Genomic DNA, 16,813 nt, shown 5'->3' with positions numbered 1-16,813 from the left:
GTTATGGCTTGGACGGCAATGCAATGGCGGGGGCCAGTTGAAACCCGGCGATCGCCCCTTGCAAAATGGCTTGGCGCGATCGCTGGCGCAAGCTTTCCACTGCAATGAGATACGTATCCTGGCCGTCGGTGGTGGCGGCCACCTGCACCGGGCTTTGGGGGCTAGTGTAAAGCTGCCAAGTGCGCCCGCCCACCTGCCGGGATCCTTGAGCGGTCAAGGGCACGGTCAGCCCCAACCGTCGCAAGGCTTGGGGGCCGGTTTCGCCCACCACCCACATGAAGCTGATGCGGCCTTCATTCGGTTCTGTTTCGGGCGATCGCCACAGGTTGGTCAAGATCGAATCTCGCTGCCAGCCCAAGGGGACGAGCGATCGAACTCGCGTCCCCCACACCGCGATCGCGTGCAGGGCAGGAATCATCGGCACTTGGGGCATAAATTGCACCTGAGCCGCACAACGCCCATCGGGAGATTGGTTTGGATCGCGCAAAAAATCGCGAACCAGGCGGTTGGCGCAATCACTGCTGGCAAAGGCCCCATGGCCCAACCCGGGAAAGGTGTAGTGATAGGCGTGGGACAGGCTGGCTGCCACCTGATTGCCAAAGGGTGGCGGCGTGACCGGATCTAAGTTGCCCGACAGCAACAGGGTTGGAATGTTGGTGCGCACGGGGCGGTTGGCTTCGGGGCCCAAGGTGGGGACTGGCCAGAGACGGCAACTGTCTAGAAATTCTTGTGGATCGGTGCTGAGGGAGCGCAATTCCGGCAGAATGCTGCCCAAGTCGGTGGTTCCGGGGGTGGTGAATCCGGCCTCTTCGGCACAAAGCACCGATTGTTGCATTCCGTCGGCTAGGGGGCTGAACCAATCGGACGCTAGCTCCGTGAGGGAAGACCAGTCGCCCGATCGCATTTCGCGCAGCCATTCCGGGAGTTGCGGAATTAAGCTGCTGTCGTAGAGCGCTGAAATGACCAGGTTAACCAGCCCATCGCCGTCGATCGCCACGGTGCGCCAAAATTGCTCACCATTGGCGGCCAGGACTCGGCCCGATCGCCCCGCTTGCAATTGCGCATCCACATAGGCGATCGCGTCAAAGCCTTCAGTGGTAATGGGCTGGCGCTCCAGTTGGGCCACCACGGCTTGGAAGGTTTCTTGCAGACGGGGATATTCCCGCTGGCAAACGGGCGATCGTCGGCATTGTTCAAACAGTTGCCGCAGGGCCCGATCGTGACTGCGCAAGGATTCGGTGATGTAGTTGGTGTTTAGGGGAACCACCGCATCTAGGATCACGCTCCGCAGTCGATCGGGATGGCGCTTCATCAGGTGTTGACCCAACATTGTCCCGTAGGACACCCCATAGAAATTGAAGCGGCCATAGCCCAGGGCAGACATCACCAGCGGGATATCGTCAGCATTTTCCCAACTGTTATAGGCTCCCAGGTCTATCCCTTGGCCCAAGAGTCGATCGCGACAGGCCCCATAGGCCGCCAGGGTTTTTTGGTTGATGGTTTCCTCGCTGAGCTGGGGCAGTTGGGGCGCAATCTGTCGATCGACCTCGTAGATTTCTTGGCAAAACAAATAGGGCTGGGAAAATTGCGTGCCCCGTTGCTCAATCAGCACCAAGTCCCGATCGCTCAGGCCCGGCGTGGCGGCGATGGCTTCCCACCAAGGTTCCAGCAGCATCAGGGTGGAACCACCGGGCCCTCCTTGGGCCATCACCAGCGGATCCGGTTGGGCCTGGGGGCGATCGCTGCGAATTTGGGCCACGGCCAGGCGAATCGTGGGCCCCGTGGGGTTGGCATGGCGCTCCGGCACGGTCACAAAGCCACAGCGCAACCGATCGCCCAACCGAGCCAAGGCCTCGGTGCGCAGCAGCGATGGGCAAGGGGCCGCTTCAAATTGACCGATGGGCAAGGGGGGTGACGTAAGGGCAAGGGCAACCGATGGGGAAGGGGGGCGGTTTCCGGCCACAACGCCCAGGGACAACCCTGTGGAAAACCCATCCCCCCAAAGGGTTACCGCCATGGCACAGCCTGTCACCATCACCCACCGTTGCCACCAACGCCCCCTCCGCCCGATGACCATCACAGTTTCTTAAGAAAAATAAAAATTTTGTAGCAAGGTGCGATCGATAGCTTAACCGATGGCGGGCGATCGACATATCCCTTTACAGATCCGGGTTTTGGGCGTTGAAACAGGTGTAAAACAAATCCCGACTTTTTTAATCGGGATTGTTTGCAGGCCCCTTGTAACCCGTGATACGCTTTCTGCATTCGATGGGATACTCCCTAATCCCGTTGCCGCAAAACAGGAGCGAAACCGCCCCATGACTGGAGTTCTCGATACCCGCCGCACCGCCACCGAATCGCCCGATCATCAGCACAGCCACCCAACCGATGGCCACCATAGCCACAGCGGCCACTTTACGCACCTGAAGTGCAAAGAATGTGGTGCTGAATACGAAGCCACCGCCATGCATGTGTGCGAGTTGTGCTTTGGCCCGCTGGAAGTGAAGTATGACTACGAGGCGATCGCCCGCAACGTATCGCGCGAAAAAATTGCGGCCGGCCCGAACTCCATCTGGCGCTACAAAGATTTTCTGCCCGTAGGCAGCGACCCGATCGACGTGGGCACGGGCATGACTCCCCTCCTGAAGGCTAACCGCCTGGCTCGTCGTTTGGGTCTCAAGAACCTCTATATCAAGAACGACGCGGTGAACATGCCCACCTTGAGCTTCAAGGATCGGGTGGTGTCCGTGGCCCTGACCCGCGCTCGCGAGCTGGGCTTCACTACGGTTTCCTGCGCCAGCACCGGCAACTTGGCTAACTCCACAGCGGCGATCGCAGCCCACGCGGGTTTGGAATGCTGCGTGTTCATTCCCGCTGACCTGGAATCGGGCAAGGTGTTGGGCACGTTGATCTATAACCCCACCGTGATGGCGGTGCGCGGTAACTATGACCAAGTGAACCGTCTTTGCTCGGAAGTGGCCAACAGCTACGGCTGGGGCTTCGTGAACATCAACCTGCGTCCTTACTACTCTGAAGGTTCCAAGACCTTGGGCTTCGAGGTGGCGGAACAGTTGGGTTGGCAACTGCCGGATCACATTGTGGCTCCGTTGGCTTCTGGCTCCCTGTTCACGAAAATTCACAAGGGCTTCCAAGAGCTGATCGCCACGGGCTTGGTGGAATCGAAGCCCGTGAAGTGTAGCGGGGCCCAGGCGGAGGGTTGCAACCCGATCGCCACGGCCTTCAAGGAAGAGCGGGACTTTATTGCCCCCGTGAAGCCCAACACGATCGCCAAGTCGATCGCGATCGGGAACCCCGCTGATGGGATCTATGCGGTGGAGCAAGCCCGCAAAACCGGCGGCCACATTGAAACCGCCACCGACGAAGAAATCGTGGAAGGGATCAAGCTGCTGGCGGAAACCGAAGGCATCTTCACGGAAACTGCTGGCGGTACGACGATCGCCGTCTTGAAGAAATTGGTGGAAGCGGGCAAGATTAACCCCGACGAAACCACGGTGGTTTACATCACCGGCAACGGTCTGAAAACCCAAGAGGCGGTTCAAAGCCATGCGGGTCAACCGTTGGAAATTGATCCGAAGCTGGATAGCTTTGAGCGTGCTTGGGATCGGGCCCGCACGCTCGATCGCCTGGAGTGGCAACAGGTTTTGGTCTAGGGATTTTCCCAAAAACCGGGTGATTCGCGGCTTGGGTTGTGAATCACCCCCACCGCGCGGGAGTTGGTCACGCGCTCATAGCTCTTGCCCATGGGGAGCCTGTCCACTGACCTGGCCAGCCCAAGCGGCGGCCGACCGAACCCCACCACCGAATCCCACTGGGGTGAGGTTAGGAGGCTAGGGCCAATCTCGGGCGATTCGTGCCTGCTGTTTGCGGGCTTGCTTGTGACTGTTGTTGATTGTTCGCAATCACGACTCGCAATCACGATTCATCGTCACGATTCGATGATTGATTCGATCGCCTGCCCTTTTTTTTGCGTTGTTCTGAGTTTCTGAATCTGCACGACCATGGCCATTAAAGTTTTGATTCCTACCCCGCTGCAAAAATTCACCGAGGATCGGGCCGAAATCGAATGCAGCGGCGACACGATCGACGCGATGATCAATTCCCTGGAAGAAAGCTGTCCGGGAATTAAAGAGCGCATTTGCGATGAGCAAGGCAAACTCCGCCGCTTCCTGAATGTCTACGTGAACAGCGAAGACATCCGCTTCCTGGATGGCCAAGCCACCAGCCTGGCCGACGGCGATGAGGTGAGCATCGTGCCGGCCGTCGCGGGCGGTTAAACCAAGGCTGCGGTTGATTCTTCAGAATCGCCGTTGGCAGCTTCCCAGCTTTTCAGTTTTTTCAGTCTTTGGAGAAAGTCGGGCGATCGCCCTAGCGCATCAATTGGGGCGATCGGGATCCGATAGACTTCACTAAATTTGCGGCAACACGAGGGAACCCTAGCGGTATCCTCGTTTTTTCTTTTGGTTTGGCTGGGGGTCAGGCGCTGAACCTGACCCCCCAATCGATCGCCCCAATATCGCCCCCATTTAGGAAATTAGGGACTCATGGGGCAAGACTTACCCGATCGAGACCGTTTCCGTTTGGGGATTACGCTTCCCTTCCGTTTGCAGGGCCGCCGCCAACCGGTTGAGGGCGCTGACGTAGGCTTGGGCGGAAGCCACCACGATGTCGGTGTTGGCCGAATGGCCCGAAAACACCGTGTCCGCGTGGCGAATCCGGATCGTGACTTCGCCCATCGCATCGATCCCTTCGGTGACGGATTGGACGGAGAACTCAATCAAGTCGTTGTCGATTTGAGCGATCCGGCTGATAGCGCGGTAAACCGCATCCACGGGGCCCGTGCCGGTGGCCGCGTCGGTGCGATCGCTCCCGTCGGGCATCCGCACCGTGACGGTGGCCGTGGGGCAGGACTTATCACCGCAGGATACCTGCACATGCTCCAGGCGGTAGAGTTCCGGCACTTGGCGGATTTCGTCGTTGACGATCGCCTCCAAATCCCGATCGCTCACTTCCTTTTTCTTGTCCGCCACGTCCTTGAACCGCACAAAGGCCTTGTTCAATTCCGTTTCGGTCAGCTCAAAGCCCAACTCCTTCAGGCGCGTGGCGAAGGCGTTGCGACCCGACAGCTTGCCGAGGACAATTTGATTTTCCGTCCGCCCGATCGTTTGGGCATCAATGATTTCGTAGGTCAGCTTGTTCTTGAGCATCCCGTCCTGGTGAATACCCGACTGGTGCGAGAAGGCGTTGGCCCCGACGATCGCCTTGTTCGGTTGGACGATCATGCCCGTCAGTTGCGACACCATCCGCGAGGTGCGGTAGATCTCCTTCAGGTTCACACCGGTCAAGGGTTCTTCCGACTCCGGCGATCGCCCAAAGAACGGGTTATAGAACGATCGCCGCACGTGCAGCGCCATCACCAACTCTTCCAGGGAAGCATTGCCCGCCCGTTCACCGATGCCGTTCAGGGTGCATTCCAACTGACGTGCGCCGTTTTGGACTGCCGCCAGGAAGTTGGCCACCGCCAAGCCCAAGTCGTTGTGACCATGGACGGAAATCACCGCCTGATCAATGTTCGGCACATTTTCCTTGATGCCGCGAATTAGGGCCCCGAACTCGTCGGGGGTGGTGTAGCCCACGGTATCGGGAATGTTCACCGTGGTCGCCCCAGCGGCGATCGCCCGTTCCAGCACTTCATAAAGGAATTCCGGATCGCTGCGACCCGCATCCTCCGGCGAAAATTCCACATCGTTAGTGAAGCTCTTGGCGTAGGCCACCATTTCTTCAGCGATCGCCACCACTTCCGGCCGCTCTTTTTTGAGCTTGTACTTCATGTGGATGTCGGACGTGGCAATAAAGGTGTGGATCCGCCACTTCGACGCTTCCTTCAGAGCTGCGGCCGCCGTTTGGATATCTTCCTTGCGGGCGCGGGCCAAGCCGCAAATGGTCGGGCCGTTGGGGGTTCCCACTTCGGCGGCAATCCGCTGGACGGCATCGAAGTCCCCGGGGCTGGAGAAGGGAAAACCGGCTTCGATGATGTCCACTTGCAGTCGAGCTAGCTGGCGGGCGATCGTTAGCTTTTCTTCGACGTTCAGCGATGCGCCGGGCGACTGTTCGCCATCGCGCAGGGTGGTGTCAAAAATCAAAACGCGATCGGGATTAATTACCGGGCCAGCAGACTGAGCGGTCATGAACTTACCTCCGAGGAATCGGCCGCGACCAATGCGGACAACTATTCATAAGGGACAACCAAAAATGCAAAAGCGCAACGCTAAATTTAGGTTGCGCCCATGGGGTTTATTCTAACGATTTTGGTTGCCGATCGCGCAAGGGGCGATCGGGATTGTAATCAGTCAATGGGATGGGCGTACCGAGTCCACCCCTCAAAGCTCTGGACAATTCAACCAGGTAGGGGCGCACCGCCGTGCGCCCACAGTCAGTGATCGCTGAAGTCCCGATGAATAGTCATCGGTTAATAATCCGACTTTTCGATTTTGCGGCGGATGTCGTTCAGGTCAATGTAGCGATCGGTTGCATTGCGCAGTTCCCGGGCAATCATGCCCTCGGTGGAAACCACGGTGATATGGGTGTTTTTGGAGCGCAACAGCTCGATCGCCCGCTCAAAATCTCCATCCCCACTGAACAACACCACTGCATCATATTGATCCACAGTGTTGAACATATCAATCACGATTTCAATGTCCAGGTTCGCCTTTTGGGAATAGCGCTCAGACTTGTCGTCGTAATATTCCTTCAGCAATTTGGTGCGAACCGTGTAGCCCAGATTAATCAATGCATCCCGAAATCCCCGTTGATCCTGAGGATCCTTCAGCCCCGTATACCAAAAGGCATTAATCAATTGCACATTAGCTGGTTCGGTGAAATATTCAAGAACCCGCCGAGGATCGAAAAACCAGCCATTCTTTTGCTGGGCATAAAACATATTGTTGCCATCCACAAAAATGGATAGACGGGCGGTATTAATTGTCATAGAGAAGGAAGCCTAGCTGGTTGATTCAGATGTTTTGAGAAGTGTTTAGGGATTTAGACGCTAGCGTATGGCAGCTTGGTCTAACGAAGGGGCTGGCTGAGGGTTAGGGTTGGCTGATGCTTGAGACCCCGATACAGCGGGAGCGATCGCGCCGTGAGCTGCCTAATTTGAGCCTAGCACTTCATAATATTCCTTAACTTTTACATATTCCTTAACTTTTACACAAACCGCCGAGGGGCCGAATCGCCCGATCGCCCCCACAAGCAATCCTTTGCGGCCACCGCTGAGAACACCGCGCCCCGAAACTGACTCACCACGATCGCGGCTGGTCATGGCTCCCTGAAAACAAAAAAATTGAAACTGTTCCCAAAACCCTTCACAGAATCAAAAAAACTCTGCTACTATGTAGCTCGCGTTGTCAACACAGCGCCTTCTGGAGAGATGGCTGAGTGGTCGAAAGCGGCAGATTGCTAATCTGTTGAGGGTCGTTTAGACTCTCCGAGGGTTCGAATCCCTCTCTCTCCGTTCTGAACAGGCTTTGAGCTAGGGTCTGGGTTCAAGGCCGAACCATCAAGGCTGAGCCATTATCAATAGAATGGCAAATAGCTGCCAATGACTGTTCAAGCGCGATCGGGATAGTCATCACTCGCAGATATTTTTAAAAAAATATTCTTAAAGATCCATCAGCCTGAGCGGATCTCCAAACAGCCAAATCTGAACAGCCAAATCTAAACAGCCAAAATTAATCCGTGGTCGATCGACGGAGCTAAAGGGCTGCAATACCTGGCATCCACGATTATGGGTGCTTTGCCAGTCTCCAAAGATACTTTTCAGGCATCCCTCAGGGGCAATCATTGAGATGCATGAGCGCATGGAACACTCATGGATTGCAGAGATGAGTTCTAGAGATGAATTCTAGGAATCAGTTTCAGAGATCGAGCCGGAATATTAGATTGAGAGATTAAATCCGCCTGGGCTTCAGACCGACCCCTGATTTGATCAACTCATTCGATCAACTAATCTGATCAATTAATTTGATCAACCCAGGAGCAAACTCAGGGCCGAGACTCCTGGGCGATCGATTTGCTCGATCGAGCCAGAACGGGCTAAGACTAGGCCGCATTGGGTTTTCCAATTCTTGAGGAGTGAATGACCATGACTGCGATGCCCGAGCATCACGACCCCATGAAACCACAATTGACCTCGCGAGCCAGACAGCCGCGTCGCACCTGGCCCGCCCTGATGGCCGTGGCGGCCTTGACCAGTTTGCTCGGAGCCTGTGCCGGACAGCCCAACGCATCCCCCGCCGGAGGCAGCCCGGAAGCCGCTGCGCCTGCCGATGGGCTGAAGTTGGGGGCCCTGTTGCCCACCACAGGCGATTTACAGTCGATCGGGCAGCCCATGTCAGAGGTTTTGCCCCTGGCCGTCGAAACCATTAACGCCTGCGGGGGCGTGAACGGCAAACCCGTGAGCCTGGTGCTGGCCGATGACCAAACGGATCCGACCGTGGGCGTGGAAGGGATGACCAAGCTGGTGGAAGTGGACAAGGTGGCCGGGGTGGTTGGCTCCTTTGCCAGCAGTGTTTCCGGCGCGGCGGTGGATGTGGCCGTGCGCAACAAGGTGATGATGATTTCGCCCGGCAGCACCAGCCCCGTATTCACGGAACGGGCGAAAAAAGGCGAATTTCAAGGATTTTGGGCCCGAACAGCCCCGCCGGACACCTACCAGGCCGAAGCACTGGCCAAGCTGGCCTTTGAGCGGGGCCACAAGCGGGTTGCCACGATCGTGATTAATAACGATTACGGCGTGGGCTTTGAGCAAAAATTCATCGCTGCGTTCAAAAAACTGGGCGGCACGGTGGTCAACGAAGCCAAACCCACCCGCTATGACCCCAAGGCGGCCACCTTTGAATCGGAAGTGAACGCGGCCTTCAGCCAAAAACCCGACGCGGTGGCGGCAATTCTTTATGTGGAAAGCGGGGCCCTGTTGTTGAAGGCGGCCTATGAGCAGGGCCTGAGCAAGGGGGTGCAAATCATGCTGACGGACGGCATGAAAACGGACGACCTGGCGAAACAGGTGGGAATGGGATCCGATGGGAAACCGATTGTGGCCGGGGCGATCGGGACAGTGCCCGGAGCCGACGGTGAAAGCCTCACGGCCCTGACAGAGTTGGTGCAACGGAAGCTGAACAAGGCCCCCGCCGCTTTTGTGCCCCAAACCTGGGATGCGGTGATGTTGATGGCCTTGGCAGCCCAAGCGGCCGGCGAAAACACGGGCACAGGGATCCAAAGCAAGATTCGGGAAGTGTCTAGCGGCGACGGGGAAGCGGTTACCGATGTCTGCAAGGGGCTGGAGTTGCTGAAGGCGGGCAAGAAGATTAACTACCAGGGCACAAGCGGCAACGTGGACATTGACGAGAACGGCGACGTGGTGGGGAACTACGACGTTTGGAATGTGGAGAGTGACGGCAAGATTTCGATTAAGGGCAAGGTGAAGTTGCAATAGGGGGCGATCGAATCTCGTCGAACCCAATTAAGCTTCAACAAACTTCATAATATTCGGCACTCAGTGCCACTGGGGCGATCGAGCAGGCTGCAATGGGCCACTCGATCGCCCTATTGATTGCGGTGGCGTGCTTCCTGTCCCTGCCCCTTTCCAAACAGCACCCATTGATCCAGATTCAAATAGGAAAATTCAATCAAACAATTAAGTTTTTATGTCAGTCTCTAATTGACCAAGGCGATCAATCCTCAAGCGCTCCATAGTATAGTCGTTAAGTCAGTACTAAAAAAGAGTAATCAGATCATCTGGTTACAGCAACACCCTATTTAATTTGAATGGGCTAAGTAGGCCCAAGCCGTTTTTCATCGCCCTGGACATTTCCAACTTCTTTGCCCAGGCATTCCGTCCGAATATGATCGGATTGTTCTGTCTCAGCAATCTGTGCAACTTGCTCTAATCAATCTGTTCAATCTGTCCTAAGTCATCTTTCATTGCATTGGTTTGCTTTCAGAATTGCTGATTCAAATGACCTTCACCATAGAGTAATGAGCCATGTTAGAAGGATTTATTTTTGCCACTATTTTATTAGGATTTTTCGGGATGGTTTTAAAGAAAAATCTAGTCATGAAGATTGTTGCGATGGATGTCATGAGCACAGGTGTCATTGCCTACTATGTGCTCATAGCGGCGCGATCGGGTCTATTTACACCCATTTTGCAATCACCTCCCCGTGATGTGACCTATGCAGATCCAGTGCCCCAAGCGGTGATTTTGACGGCGATCGTAATTGGCTTTTCCATCCAAGCACTGATGCTGGTGGGCGTGATGAAGTTAGCGCGGGATAACCCAACCTTGGAAACGGCTGAAATTGAAAAAAACAATCAGCGATAGGCCGCTCAATGGTTTTTAAATCGATCCTCAATCAGGGATTTATCCAGATCAACTAGCAACTAATTTTCAGTTAATTTCGTTGAAATTAGTTTCAAGTAACTCATCTGAATTGATCCTGGTTTCATGGCTCTTAGTTGGGTCGCCTATGGGTTCAGGTTTAAGTTCCAATTAACTTTGGGTTAAGTCTGAATTCACCCCTTGGTCAACTGTCCCGTTGGCCATTCATCACCCCACAAATGCTTGCTGAGTTGAGCGGCGTTGCTCGCCCAAAATCCGTCAATTCTCAGCATCTTCAATGGCTCAACGATGGTTCAGATGGCGCGATCGCGCACTGAGCTAGTCCTCCCCTAGATTGAGTCGCTAATAGCCCCTTGATGGCTCATTCACCACCCCCAGAAGCCACCATGCTTGCATCTTCTATCTTGGAACCTTTAACCGTTGGCTGGGTTGTTTTTTCCCTGATGGTGGGGTTTGTAATTGCCCTGCTGCCCAAGCTCGATCGAGTCTTGTCCCTGCTGGTCGCCGTCACCTCAGCGGTTTATGCCGGGCTACTGTTAACCGCCAATGCTCCCTTGCCGCTAACCCTCTTGGATCGGTTTGGGGTGACTTTGGTTGCCGATTCCTTGGCGGCTTTTTTCATTTTGACCAATGCGATCGTCACCCTCGCAGTCTTGTGCTACTCCTGGCAAAGCCCCAAAAAAGCTTTTTTTTACAGCCAATTGTTAATGCTCCATGGCAGCCTTAATGCGGCATTTATTTGTGCTGATTTAGTCAGTATTTATATTGCCCTAGAGGTTAGCGGCATTGCGGCTTTTTTGCTCATTGCCTATCCCCGCAGCGATCGCTCCATTTGGGTCGCCCTGCGCTATCTCTTCATTAGCAATGCTGCCATGCTGTTTTACCTGGTGGGGGCAGTTTCTGTTTATCAACATCAACATTCCTTTGCCCTAGCAGGTCTTGCCAAGGCTCCACCGGAGGCAATCGCCCTCATCTTTTTGGGACTGCTGGTGAAAGGTGGGGTTTTTATCTCCGGTTTGTGGCTACCGCTCACCCACTCAGAATCAGAAACCTCCGTTTCAGCCCTGCTTTCGGGAATTGCCATTAAAGCCAGCATTTTGCCTTTGTTACGCTGTGCCTTGGTGTCTGATGATTTGGATTTAATTGTCCGAATTTTTGGGGTCGCAACAGCCCTTTTAGGGGTTAGCTACGCCATGTTTGAAAAAGACACCAAACGAATGTTGGCTTTTCACACCATTTCGCAGTTGGGGTTTGTTTTGGCCGCGCCCTTGGTCGGTGGATTTTACGCCCTCACCCATGGTTTAGTGAAGTCCTGTTTGTTTTTATTGGCGGGTTCTTTACCCAGCCGCAACTTCAAGGTTTTAAAAAGCCAAACGATCGATCGCACCCTTTGGGTTGGGTTGCTGCTGGCTAGTTTGTCGATTTCTGGGTTGCCCCTTTTGGCTGGTTTTGCGGCCAAGGCCTTAACCCTGAAAGAACTGCAACCTTGGCAAACCATGCTAATGAACGCAGCCGCGATTGGGACAGCCATTTCCTTTGCGAAATTTATCTTCCTCAAACCCGATGGATTCCCATCCTTTGGCAAGGCGATCAGCGGTGACCAAGGGGCAGGTCAAATCACAACCCATGCTCTGCCGCAACCCGAAGTGGCCGTCATGGCTAGCGCAGCATTAGCTCCATCAAGTTTGGCTACCCAAAACCTAGATTTTTCTGGTACGAGTGCTGCCCATTTGGAACCCAAAGCAGCCGCCACCACTCCCAAATTTGGGCTTTGGATTGCTGTGAGTTTGCTACTCGGAAGCCTGGTGCTGGCCAATGGTTTTTATGGAGCGGCTTACACGGTGGATAGTGCCAGCAAGGCTGGTTTAACCATTGCCGCAGGCTGGCTGATCTATTGGGTTGTGATTCGTCAAAGCACTGTGAAATTACCTCAGGTAGCCGAAGAATTTGATCACCTGGTGGGGGCCATGAGTTTAACGTCTGTTGTGCTGTTTTGGATGGCATTGTCATGGTAAAGATCGGCCGGCTCGCAATTATTTTATTTCGCCTTCTGATTTGGTTGTTGCTAACAGCCGATGGCAGCGGGGTCAACCTCGCGATCGGGATTGTGGTTGCTGTGCTTTTGCCGCGTCAATCCTTTGCGCCCGATCGCCTCAAAGATTGGCTCACCGTTTTCTGGAAGATCGTGACCGCCATTCCCATGGCCTATATCGAATCCATTGAAATCATGTTCCGTCCCCATCGTCGGGAAAGCATTGTTTGGGAACAGGTTCCTCAGCGGCGATCGACCCAACTAATTTTTTTGGACATCTTTCTCATTACCTTCACCCCCAAAACCATCGTTTGCCGATACGACAAAGAAACCGGCTATGCCGTTCACAAAATTGATCCCTAGAGTTTGATTGCTTCGCCGTGACTGCTCAACTTCCTGACTCAGGTTGCTCAATTCACCATGACCAATACCATTTTGATTGCTGCCATTTTGGCTTTGTTAATTCCAATTTATAAAGCCTGCGCAGAAGAAGACGTTTGGCAAAAGATGTTGGCCCTGTCGAGTGTTTCCAGCAAGGTTTCAATCGCCATTTTGCTGGTTTCAGTGCAGCGAGATGATTGGTCGATCGGGGTCGTAGCCGTGATTGTGTTGAGCGTGGGCAATGCTGGATTAATGCTGCTGGCTAACGTTTTGAAACGAATGGGAGAAGCCTAAACATGACCTGGACAGAACTGCCTTTGGTTGATGGCATCAGCAATCTTTGTTTAGGGGGTGGGATGGTGTTTTGGTTTTGGGGCACAACCCAATTACTCACCCGTCGATCGGTGCTTTTTAAATTACACGGCTTATCGGTGTCGGACACCTTGGGATCTTTGGCGATCGTGTTTGGATTGTTATTAAAGATTCCCAATGAGTGGCCATTGCTCATTTTGGCCATGATTTGTTTGGCCGTTTGGAACACTATGTTGGGCTATGTTTTGGCCTACTGCTCCACCAGCGGAGATCAACCATGAATGAGTTGAACTGGGTTAATGACCTGCCAATTTATGTGATCACTGCGCTGTTGCCGCTCTCGGCAGCGATGGTAATTTTTCAATCGAATCCTTACCATGCACTGGTGATTCGTGGCATTTTGGGCGCTTTGGCGGCGGCTGTTTATGCGGTTTTGGGTGCTGCTGATGTGTCTTTAACGGAAGCACTGATGGGCACATTACTGGCAATTACCCTATATGCAATTGCTGTGCGATCGTCCTTGGTTTTGCAGTTAGGATATCTAGAAGATCCAACCATTGTTACCCCGCCTCATCTACTGCATTTAGACCCGGAAACCCACGCACCTGACTTAACCCAAGAGTCTGCCAATGGGGAATTAGATCCCACGGTGGTGGAATGTTTAGCAAATACATTCAAGCCCTTTTACCTCCGCATTGAATTGGTTCCCTATCCCAGCCTGACGGCACTCCAGCGAGCCTTGGGCGATCGGGAAGTTCATGCCATCTATACGCCCACATTCAGTCTTTTAAGTGCCCCTGAAGACTCAACAGCGCCTCAGCCCCATTCCGGAAAGCCACAACTCATCACCCGCGTTCAACGGCTCTACGAAATTATGCGGGAAAAGCCCCTGTCAGACTTGGCCACCATTACTTATCAGTCAGCATATCAGTCAGCCAATTTATTAGCCAATTTATCAACTGATTCGTCAGCCAACGTCACCCTTACCCAGGAGCGCAAACCCTCATGATTAAGTGGATTTATGTACTGGCAGGCTTAGCGCTCTATTGCAAAATGGTGCTGTTTCCCAACTATGCGCCAGATGTGATTGGGGCTGAAATTGTGCAGGCAGTGGTGACCGATAGCGGGGTGCCGAATGCTGTTTCGGGGATCATTTTTCGCAATCGGTTATACGACACCATTTTTGAGGTGGTGGTTTTTACAATTGCAATCATGGGATCGCAATTTCTATTGGCTAATGAAAATCCATCCTGCTCAATTCAACGCTTGGTGGATCAGCCCTCGATCGTGCTGGCGCGGTTAGGAGCCACGATTGCTGCCCTGGTCGCGATCGAGCTAGGAATTCGCGGTCACCTCAGCCCCGGCGGTGGTTTTGCAGCGGGCGTGGCGGGGGGCACTGCGATCGGCCTAGTGACCATTACTGCTTCGCCAGACTGGATGCAAAATCTTTATCAACGCTGGCGAGCCGCCACCTGGGAAAAAATTTCCGTCCTCGTTTTCATCGCCTTGGCTGTCGTCACCTTGATTGGGTATGAATTGCCCCACGGTGAGTTAGGGACCCTCGCCAGCGGCGGTTTATTGCCAATCTTGAACTTATTGGTGGCAGTGAAAGTGGCCTTGGGATCTTGGGCGGCGCTGTTAGTTTTTATACGCTACCGTGGACTGTTTTAGGTTTGGCTTTTACAGTTGAGTGATCCGACTGATCGTTTTCTGTGATGTTGCTGGCCACCCCGATCGACCTTGGGAAGGGATGCTTAGACATGACTCGTGAAACGAATTGTTGACAGCGATTCTTCAAGGGAATTTCAATCACACTCTGTGAAGAAATGTTCAATCACGCTTTGTGAAGAAATAGATCCCATAACGCTGAAGAATTGCTGAAGTTCCCCTTCAGGATCCAAAATCAGACTGAGGATGGGAACACAATTCCCCAAACCTTTGCCCTTGCCTCATTGAAATCCTAATTGGGCAAGACCCGCTGCAAAGCAAGCGACCTCAACCGATCCAGAAGGATCGGTTTTGACCGCAATGGGGAAAATTCAGTCTTGATTTTCAAGGGATGGCTCGGGCCATTGCCCAATGCTAAAACCATTGGAGATCAGATCATTTGAAATCGTCATGGTGATCTAGCCATATGACTGTTGCAACCAATCCGGCTGACATTCGGATGAATTCAGCCCCAACTGTGCCACGGTTAGACCGTTGTTGCTCGCAGGAACTGCTGCATTATTTTCAGGATGCCTGGGCTTTAGAAGATAAACTGCTAAGCAGTTTGGCAGAGCCAGCAACCTTTTATTTACGACCAGATCCCCTACGCAACCCGCTGATTTTCTACTTAGGACATTCAGCGGTTTTTTATGTCAATAAGTTGGTGCGGGTTGGCCTGTGGTCACAACGGCTGAACCCAGACTATGAGCAGTTGTTTGAAATCGGGGTTGATCCTAACACTGCTGCGGAATTAGATGCCGTCATTGGCGAGATTCAATGGCCAGAAGTGGCGGCTGTTTGGGACTATCGCGATCGGGTCAAGGCCACGATCGAGCAAGTGATTCAGACTGTTGATTTTGAATTGCCCATTCACCCCCAACATCCCCTTTGGGCCCTGTTGATGGCGATCGAACATCAGCGGATTCACATTGAAACCTCTTCGATGTTGTTGCGCCAATTACCCCTCGATCGCCTGCGATGTCCGGCCGATTGGTCGATCGCCCCAACGGATTTGCCCGCGCCGCAAAATTTCATGCGCCTGATTCCCGGCGGCACAGTCACCCTCGGGAAATCCCCAACCGATCAAACCTATGGTTGGGATAGTGAATATGGTCGCCGCCCAGTGGAAGTGCCCAGCTTTTGGGCGAGCCAATTCCTCATCACCAACCAAGAGTATCAAGAATTTGTGGCAGCCGGTGGCTACCAAAATGCAGCCTACTGGTCGGCCGAGGGTTGGCAATGGCGCGAAATGCATCAGGTTTCCCATCCCAAGTTTTGGATTCCGCAAGGCGATCACTACCGGTATCGATCGACCTTTTTTGAATGTGATTTACCCCTCGCCTGGCCCGCAGAAGTGAACTATCACGAGGCGATCGCCTTCTGTCGCTGGAAGGGTGAAGGCGTGCGATTGCTCAGCGAGGCGGAATGGAATCGTGCATTGCAATGGTCAACAACAGAGGCACAAAACCCTGCGCAAGGTCATGATTTCCAGCCTTGGAATCAGCAAACAGATCCCCACTTCAATCGCCCTTTCATCCAAGATCTAGATCAAGATTTCGGGCAAGACTTTGGGCAGGCTTTCGGGCAAAACTCAGGCCCCATGGCTGAATTGCCTCCCAATTTGCACTGGCAATGGATCTCACCCCGAGCGGTCAATTCAAACGGGGCGATCGCCCAAGGACTTGCGGATTTGTGCGGCAATGTTTGGGAATGGATTGCTGATGCTTTTAATCCATTACCCGGCTTTGAACCTCATCCCCTTTATGAGGATCAGTCAGCGCCTTTTTTTGATGAAGATCACCGGATGATGCTGGGTGGTTCTTGGGCCACCAATGGCTCCATGGCCCTGCCATCCTATCGCAATTGGTTTCGACCTCATTTTTATCAACATGTGGGCTTTCGGATTGCCCAAGGAACAAGTGATTTATGCCACTAGAAAGCCGGTCTTTGTCTGTTCAATCGCG

15 protein-coding genes and 1 tRNA gene are annotated in these 16,813 nt (G+C 53.6%); 12 read left to right on the top strand and 4 right to left on the bottom strand.

What is annotated here, in order from left to right:
* Position 1 precedes the first annotated feature (1 nt).
* On the bottom strand, positions 2-2,077 hold the full coding sequence (locus tag H6G53_RS14950; protein WP_190534310.1) for an alpha/beta hydrolase: 2,076 nt from the start codon (positions 2,075-2,077) through the stop codon (positions 2-4).
* Between the two features lie 241 nt (positions 2,078-2,318).
* Between H6G53_RS14950 and thrC the strand changes: the two genes are divergently transcribed.
* Positions 2,319-3,671 (top strand): threonine synthase, encoded by a 1,353-nt coding sequence (gene thrC, locus H6G53_RS14945; RefSeq protein ID WP_190534306.1) that lies wholly within the window; start codon positions 2,319-2,321, stop codon positions 3,669-3,671.
* 348 nt (positions 3,672-4,019) lie between these two features.
* Positions 4,020-4,295 (top strand): MoaD/ThiS family protein, encoded by a 276-nt coding sequence (locus H6G53_RS14940; RefSeq protein ID WP_099531610.1) that lies wholly within the window; start codon positions 4,020-4,022, stop codon positions 4,293-4,295.
* A 279-nt stretch (positions 4,296-4,574) separates the two neighbouring features.
* On the opposite strand, the gene H6G53_RS14935 is transcribed toward H6G53_RS14940, so the two are convergent.
* The 3 genes from H6G53_RS14935 to H6G53_RS14925 all read right to left on the bottom strand — a co-directional run bounded on the left by H6G53_RS14935 (position 4,575) and on the right by H6G53_RS14925 (position 7,339).
* Entirely contained in the window at positions 4,575-6,206 is a 1,632-nt protein-coding gene (locus tag H6G53_RS14935) for a 2-isopropylmalate synthase (protein WP_190534303.1), read from the bottom strand.
* A gap of 281 nt (positions 6,207-6,487) precedes the next feature.
* Positions 6,488-7,006, bottom strand: a complete 519-nt coding sequence (locus tag H6G53_RS14930) for an NYN domain-containing protein (protein WP_099531612.1) — start codon at positions 7,004-7,006, stop codon at positions 6,488-6,490.
* 162 nt (positions 7,007-7,168) lie between these two features.
* Positions 7,169-7,339, bottom strand: a complete 171-nt coding sequence (locus H6G53_RS14925) for a hypothetical protein (protein WP_190534300.1) — start codon at positions 7,337-7,339, stop codon at positions 7,169-7,171.
* 102 nt (positions 7,340-7,441) lie between these two features.
* On the opposite strand from H6G53_RS14925, the gene H6G53_RS14920 reads away from it, so the two are divergent.
* From H6G53_RS14920 to ovoA, 10 genes are all read left to right on the top strand, one after another.
* A tRNA-Ser gene (locus H6G53_RS14920) sits at positions 7,442-7,531 on the top strand.
* Positions 7,532-8,191: 660 nt separating this feature from the next.
* Positions 8,192-9,511 carry an ABC transporter substrate-binding protein gene (locus tag H6G53_RS14915; RefSeq protein WP_199309273.1) on the top strand — a complete coding sequence of 440 codons (1,320 nt, stop codon included), beginning with the start codon at positions 8,192-8,194 and terminating at the stop codon, positions 9,509-9,511.
* A 549-nt stretch (positions 9,512-10,060) separates the two neighbouring features.
* Positions 10,061-10,399, top strand: coding sequence for an NADH-quinone oxidoreductase subunit K (locus H6G53_RS14910; RefSeq protein ID WP_190355598.1), 339 nt, complete (start codon positions 10,061-10,063; stop codon positions 10,397-10,399).
* A gap of 422 nt (positions 10,400-10,821) precedes the next feature.
* A complete protein-coding gene (locus H6G53_RS14905; RefSeq protein WP_190534388.1) occupies positions 10,822-12,432 on the top strand; it encodes a cation:proton antiporter in 1,611 nt (536 codons plus the stop codon).
* On the top strand, positions 12,426-12,812 hold the full coding sequence (locus H6G53_RS14900; protein WP_190355600.1) for a Na+/H+ antiporter subunit E: 387 nt from the start codon (positions 12,426-12,428) through the stop codon (positions 12,810-12,812). The genes H6G53_RS14905 and H6G53_RS14900 overlap by 7 nt, the downstream gene beginning before the upstream one ends.
* A gap of 57 nt (positions 12,813-12,869) precedes the next feature.
* Positions 12,870-13,124: a hypothetical protein gene (locus H6G53_RS14895; RefSeq protein ID WP_190534297.1), complete on the top strand. Its 255-nt coding sequence runs from the start codon at positions 12,870-12,872 to the stop codon at positions 13,122-13,124.
* Between the two features lie 2 nt (positions 13,125-13,126).
* Positions 13,127-13,423 carry a monovalent cation/H(+) antiporter subunit G gene (locus tag H6G53_RS14890; RefSeq protein ID WP_242030929.1) on the top strand — a complete coding sequence of 99 codons (297 nt, stop codon included), beginning with the start codon at positions 13,127-13,129 and terminating at the stop codon, positions 13,421-13,423.
* Positions 13,420-14,151 carry a hydrogenase subunit MbhD domain-containing protein gene (locus H6G53_RS14885; protein ID WP_190534293.1) on the top strand — a complete coding sequence of 244 codons (732 nt, stop codon included), beginning with the start codon at positions 13,420-13,422 and terminating at the stop codon, positions 14,149-14,151. Before H6G53_RS14890 ends, H6G53_RS14885 begins: the two co-directional genes overlap by 4 nt.
* Positions 14,151-14,813 carry a Na(+)/H(+) antiporter subunit B gene (locus H6G53_RS14880; RefSeq protein ID WP_190534382.1) on the top strand — a complete coding sequence of 221 codons (663 nt, stop codon included), beginning with the start codon at positions 14,151-14,153 and terminating at the stop codon, positions 14,811-14,813. Before H6G53_RS14885 ends, H6G53_RS14880 begins: the two co-directional genes overlap by 1 nt.
* A gap of 463 nt (positions 14,814-15,276) precedes the next feature.
* Positions 15,277-16,785, top strand: a complete 1,509-nt coding sequence (gene ovoA, locus H6G53_RS14875) for a 5-histidylcysteine sulfoxide synthase (RefSeq protein WP_190534290.1) — start codon at positions 15,277-15,279, stop codon at positions 16,783-16,785.
* Positions 16,786-16,813 lie beyond the last annotated feature (28 nt).

Source organism: Limnothrix sp. FACHB-406, from assembly GCF_014698235.1.
In the GTDB taxonomy this organism is placed as follows: Bacteria; Cyanobacteriota; Cyanobacteriia; order CACIAM-69d; family CACIAM-69d; genus CACIAM-69d.
This window is presented reverse-complemented; position numbering and strand designations above follow the sequence as displayed.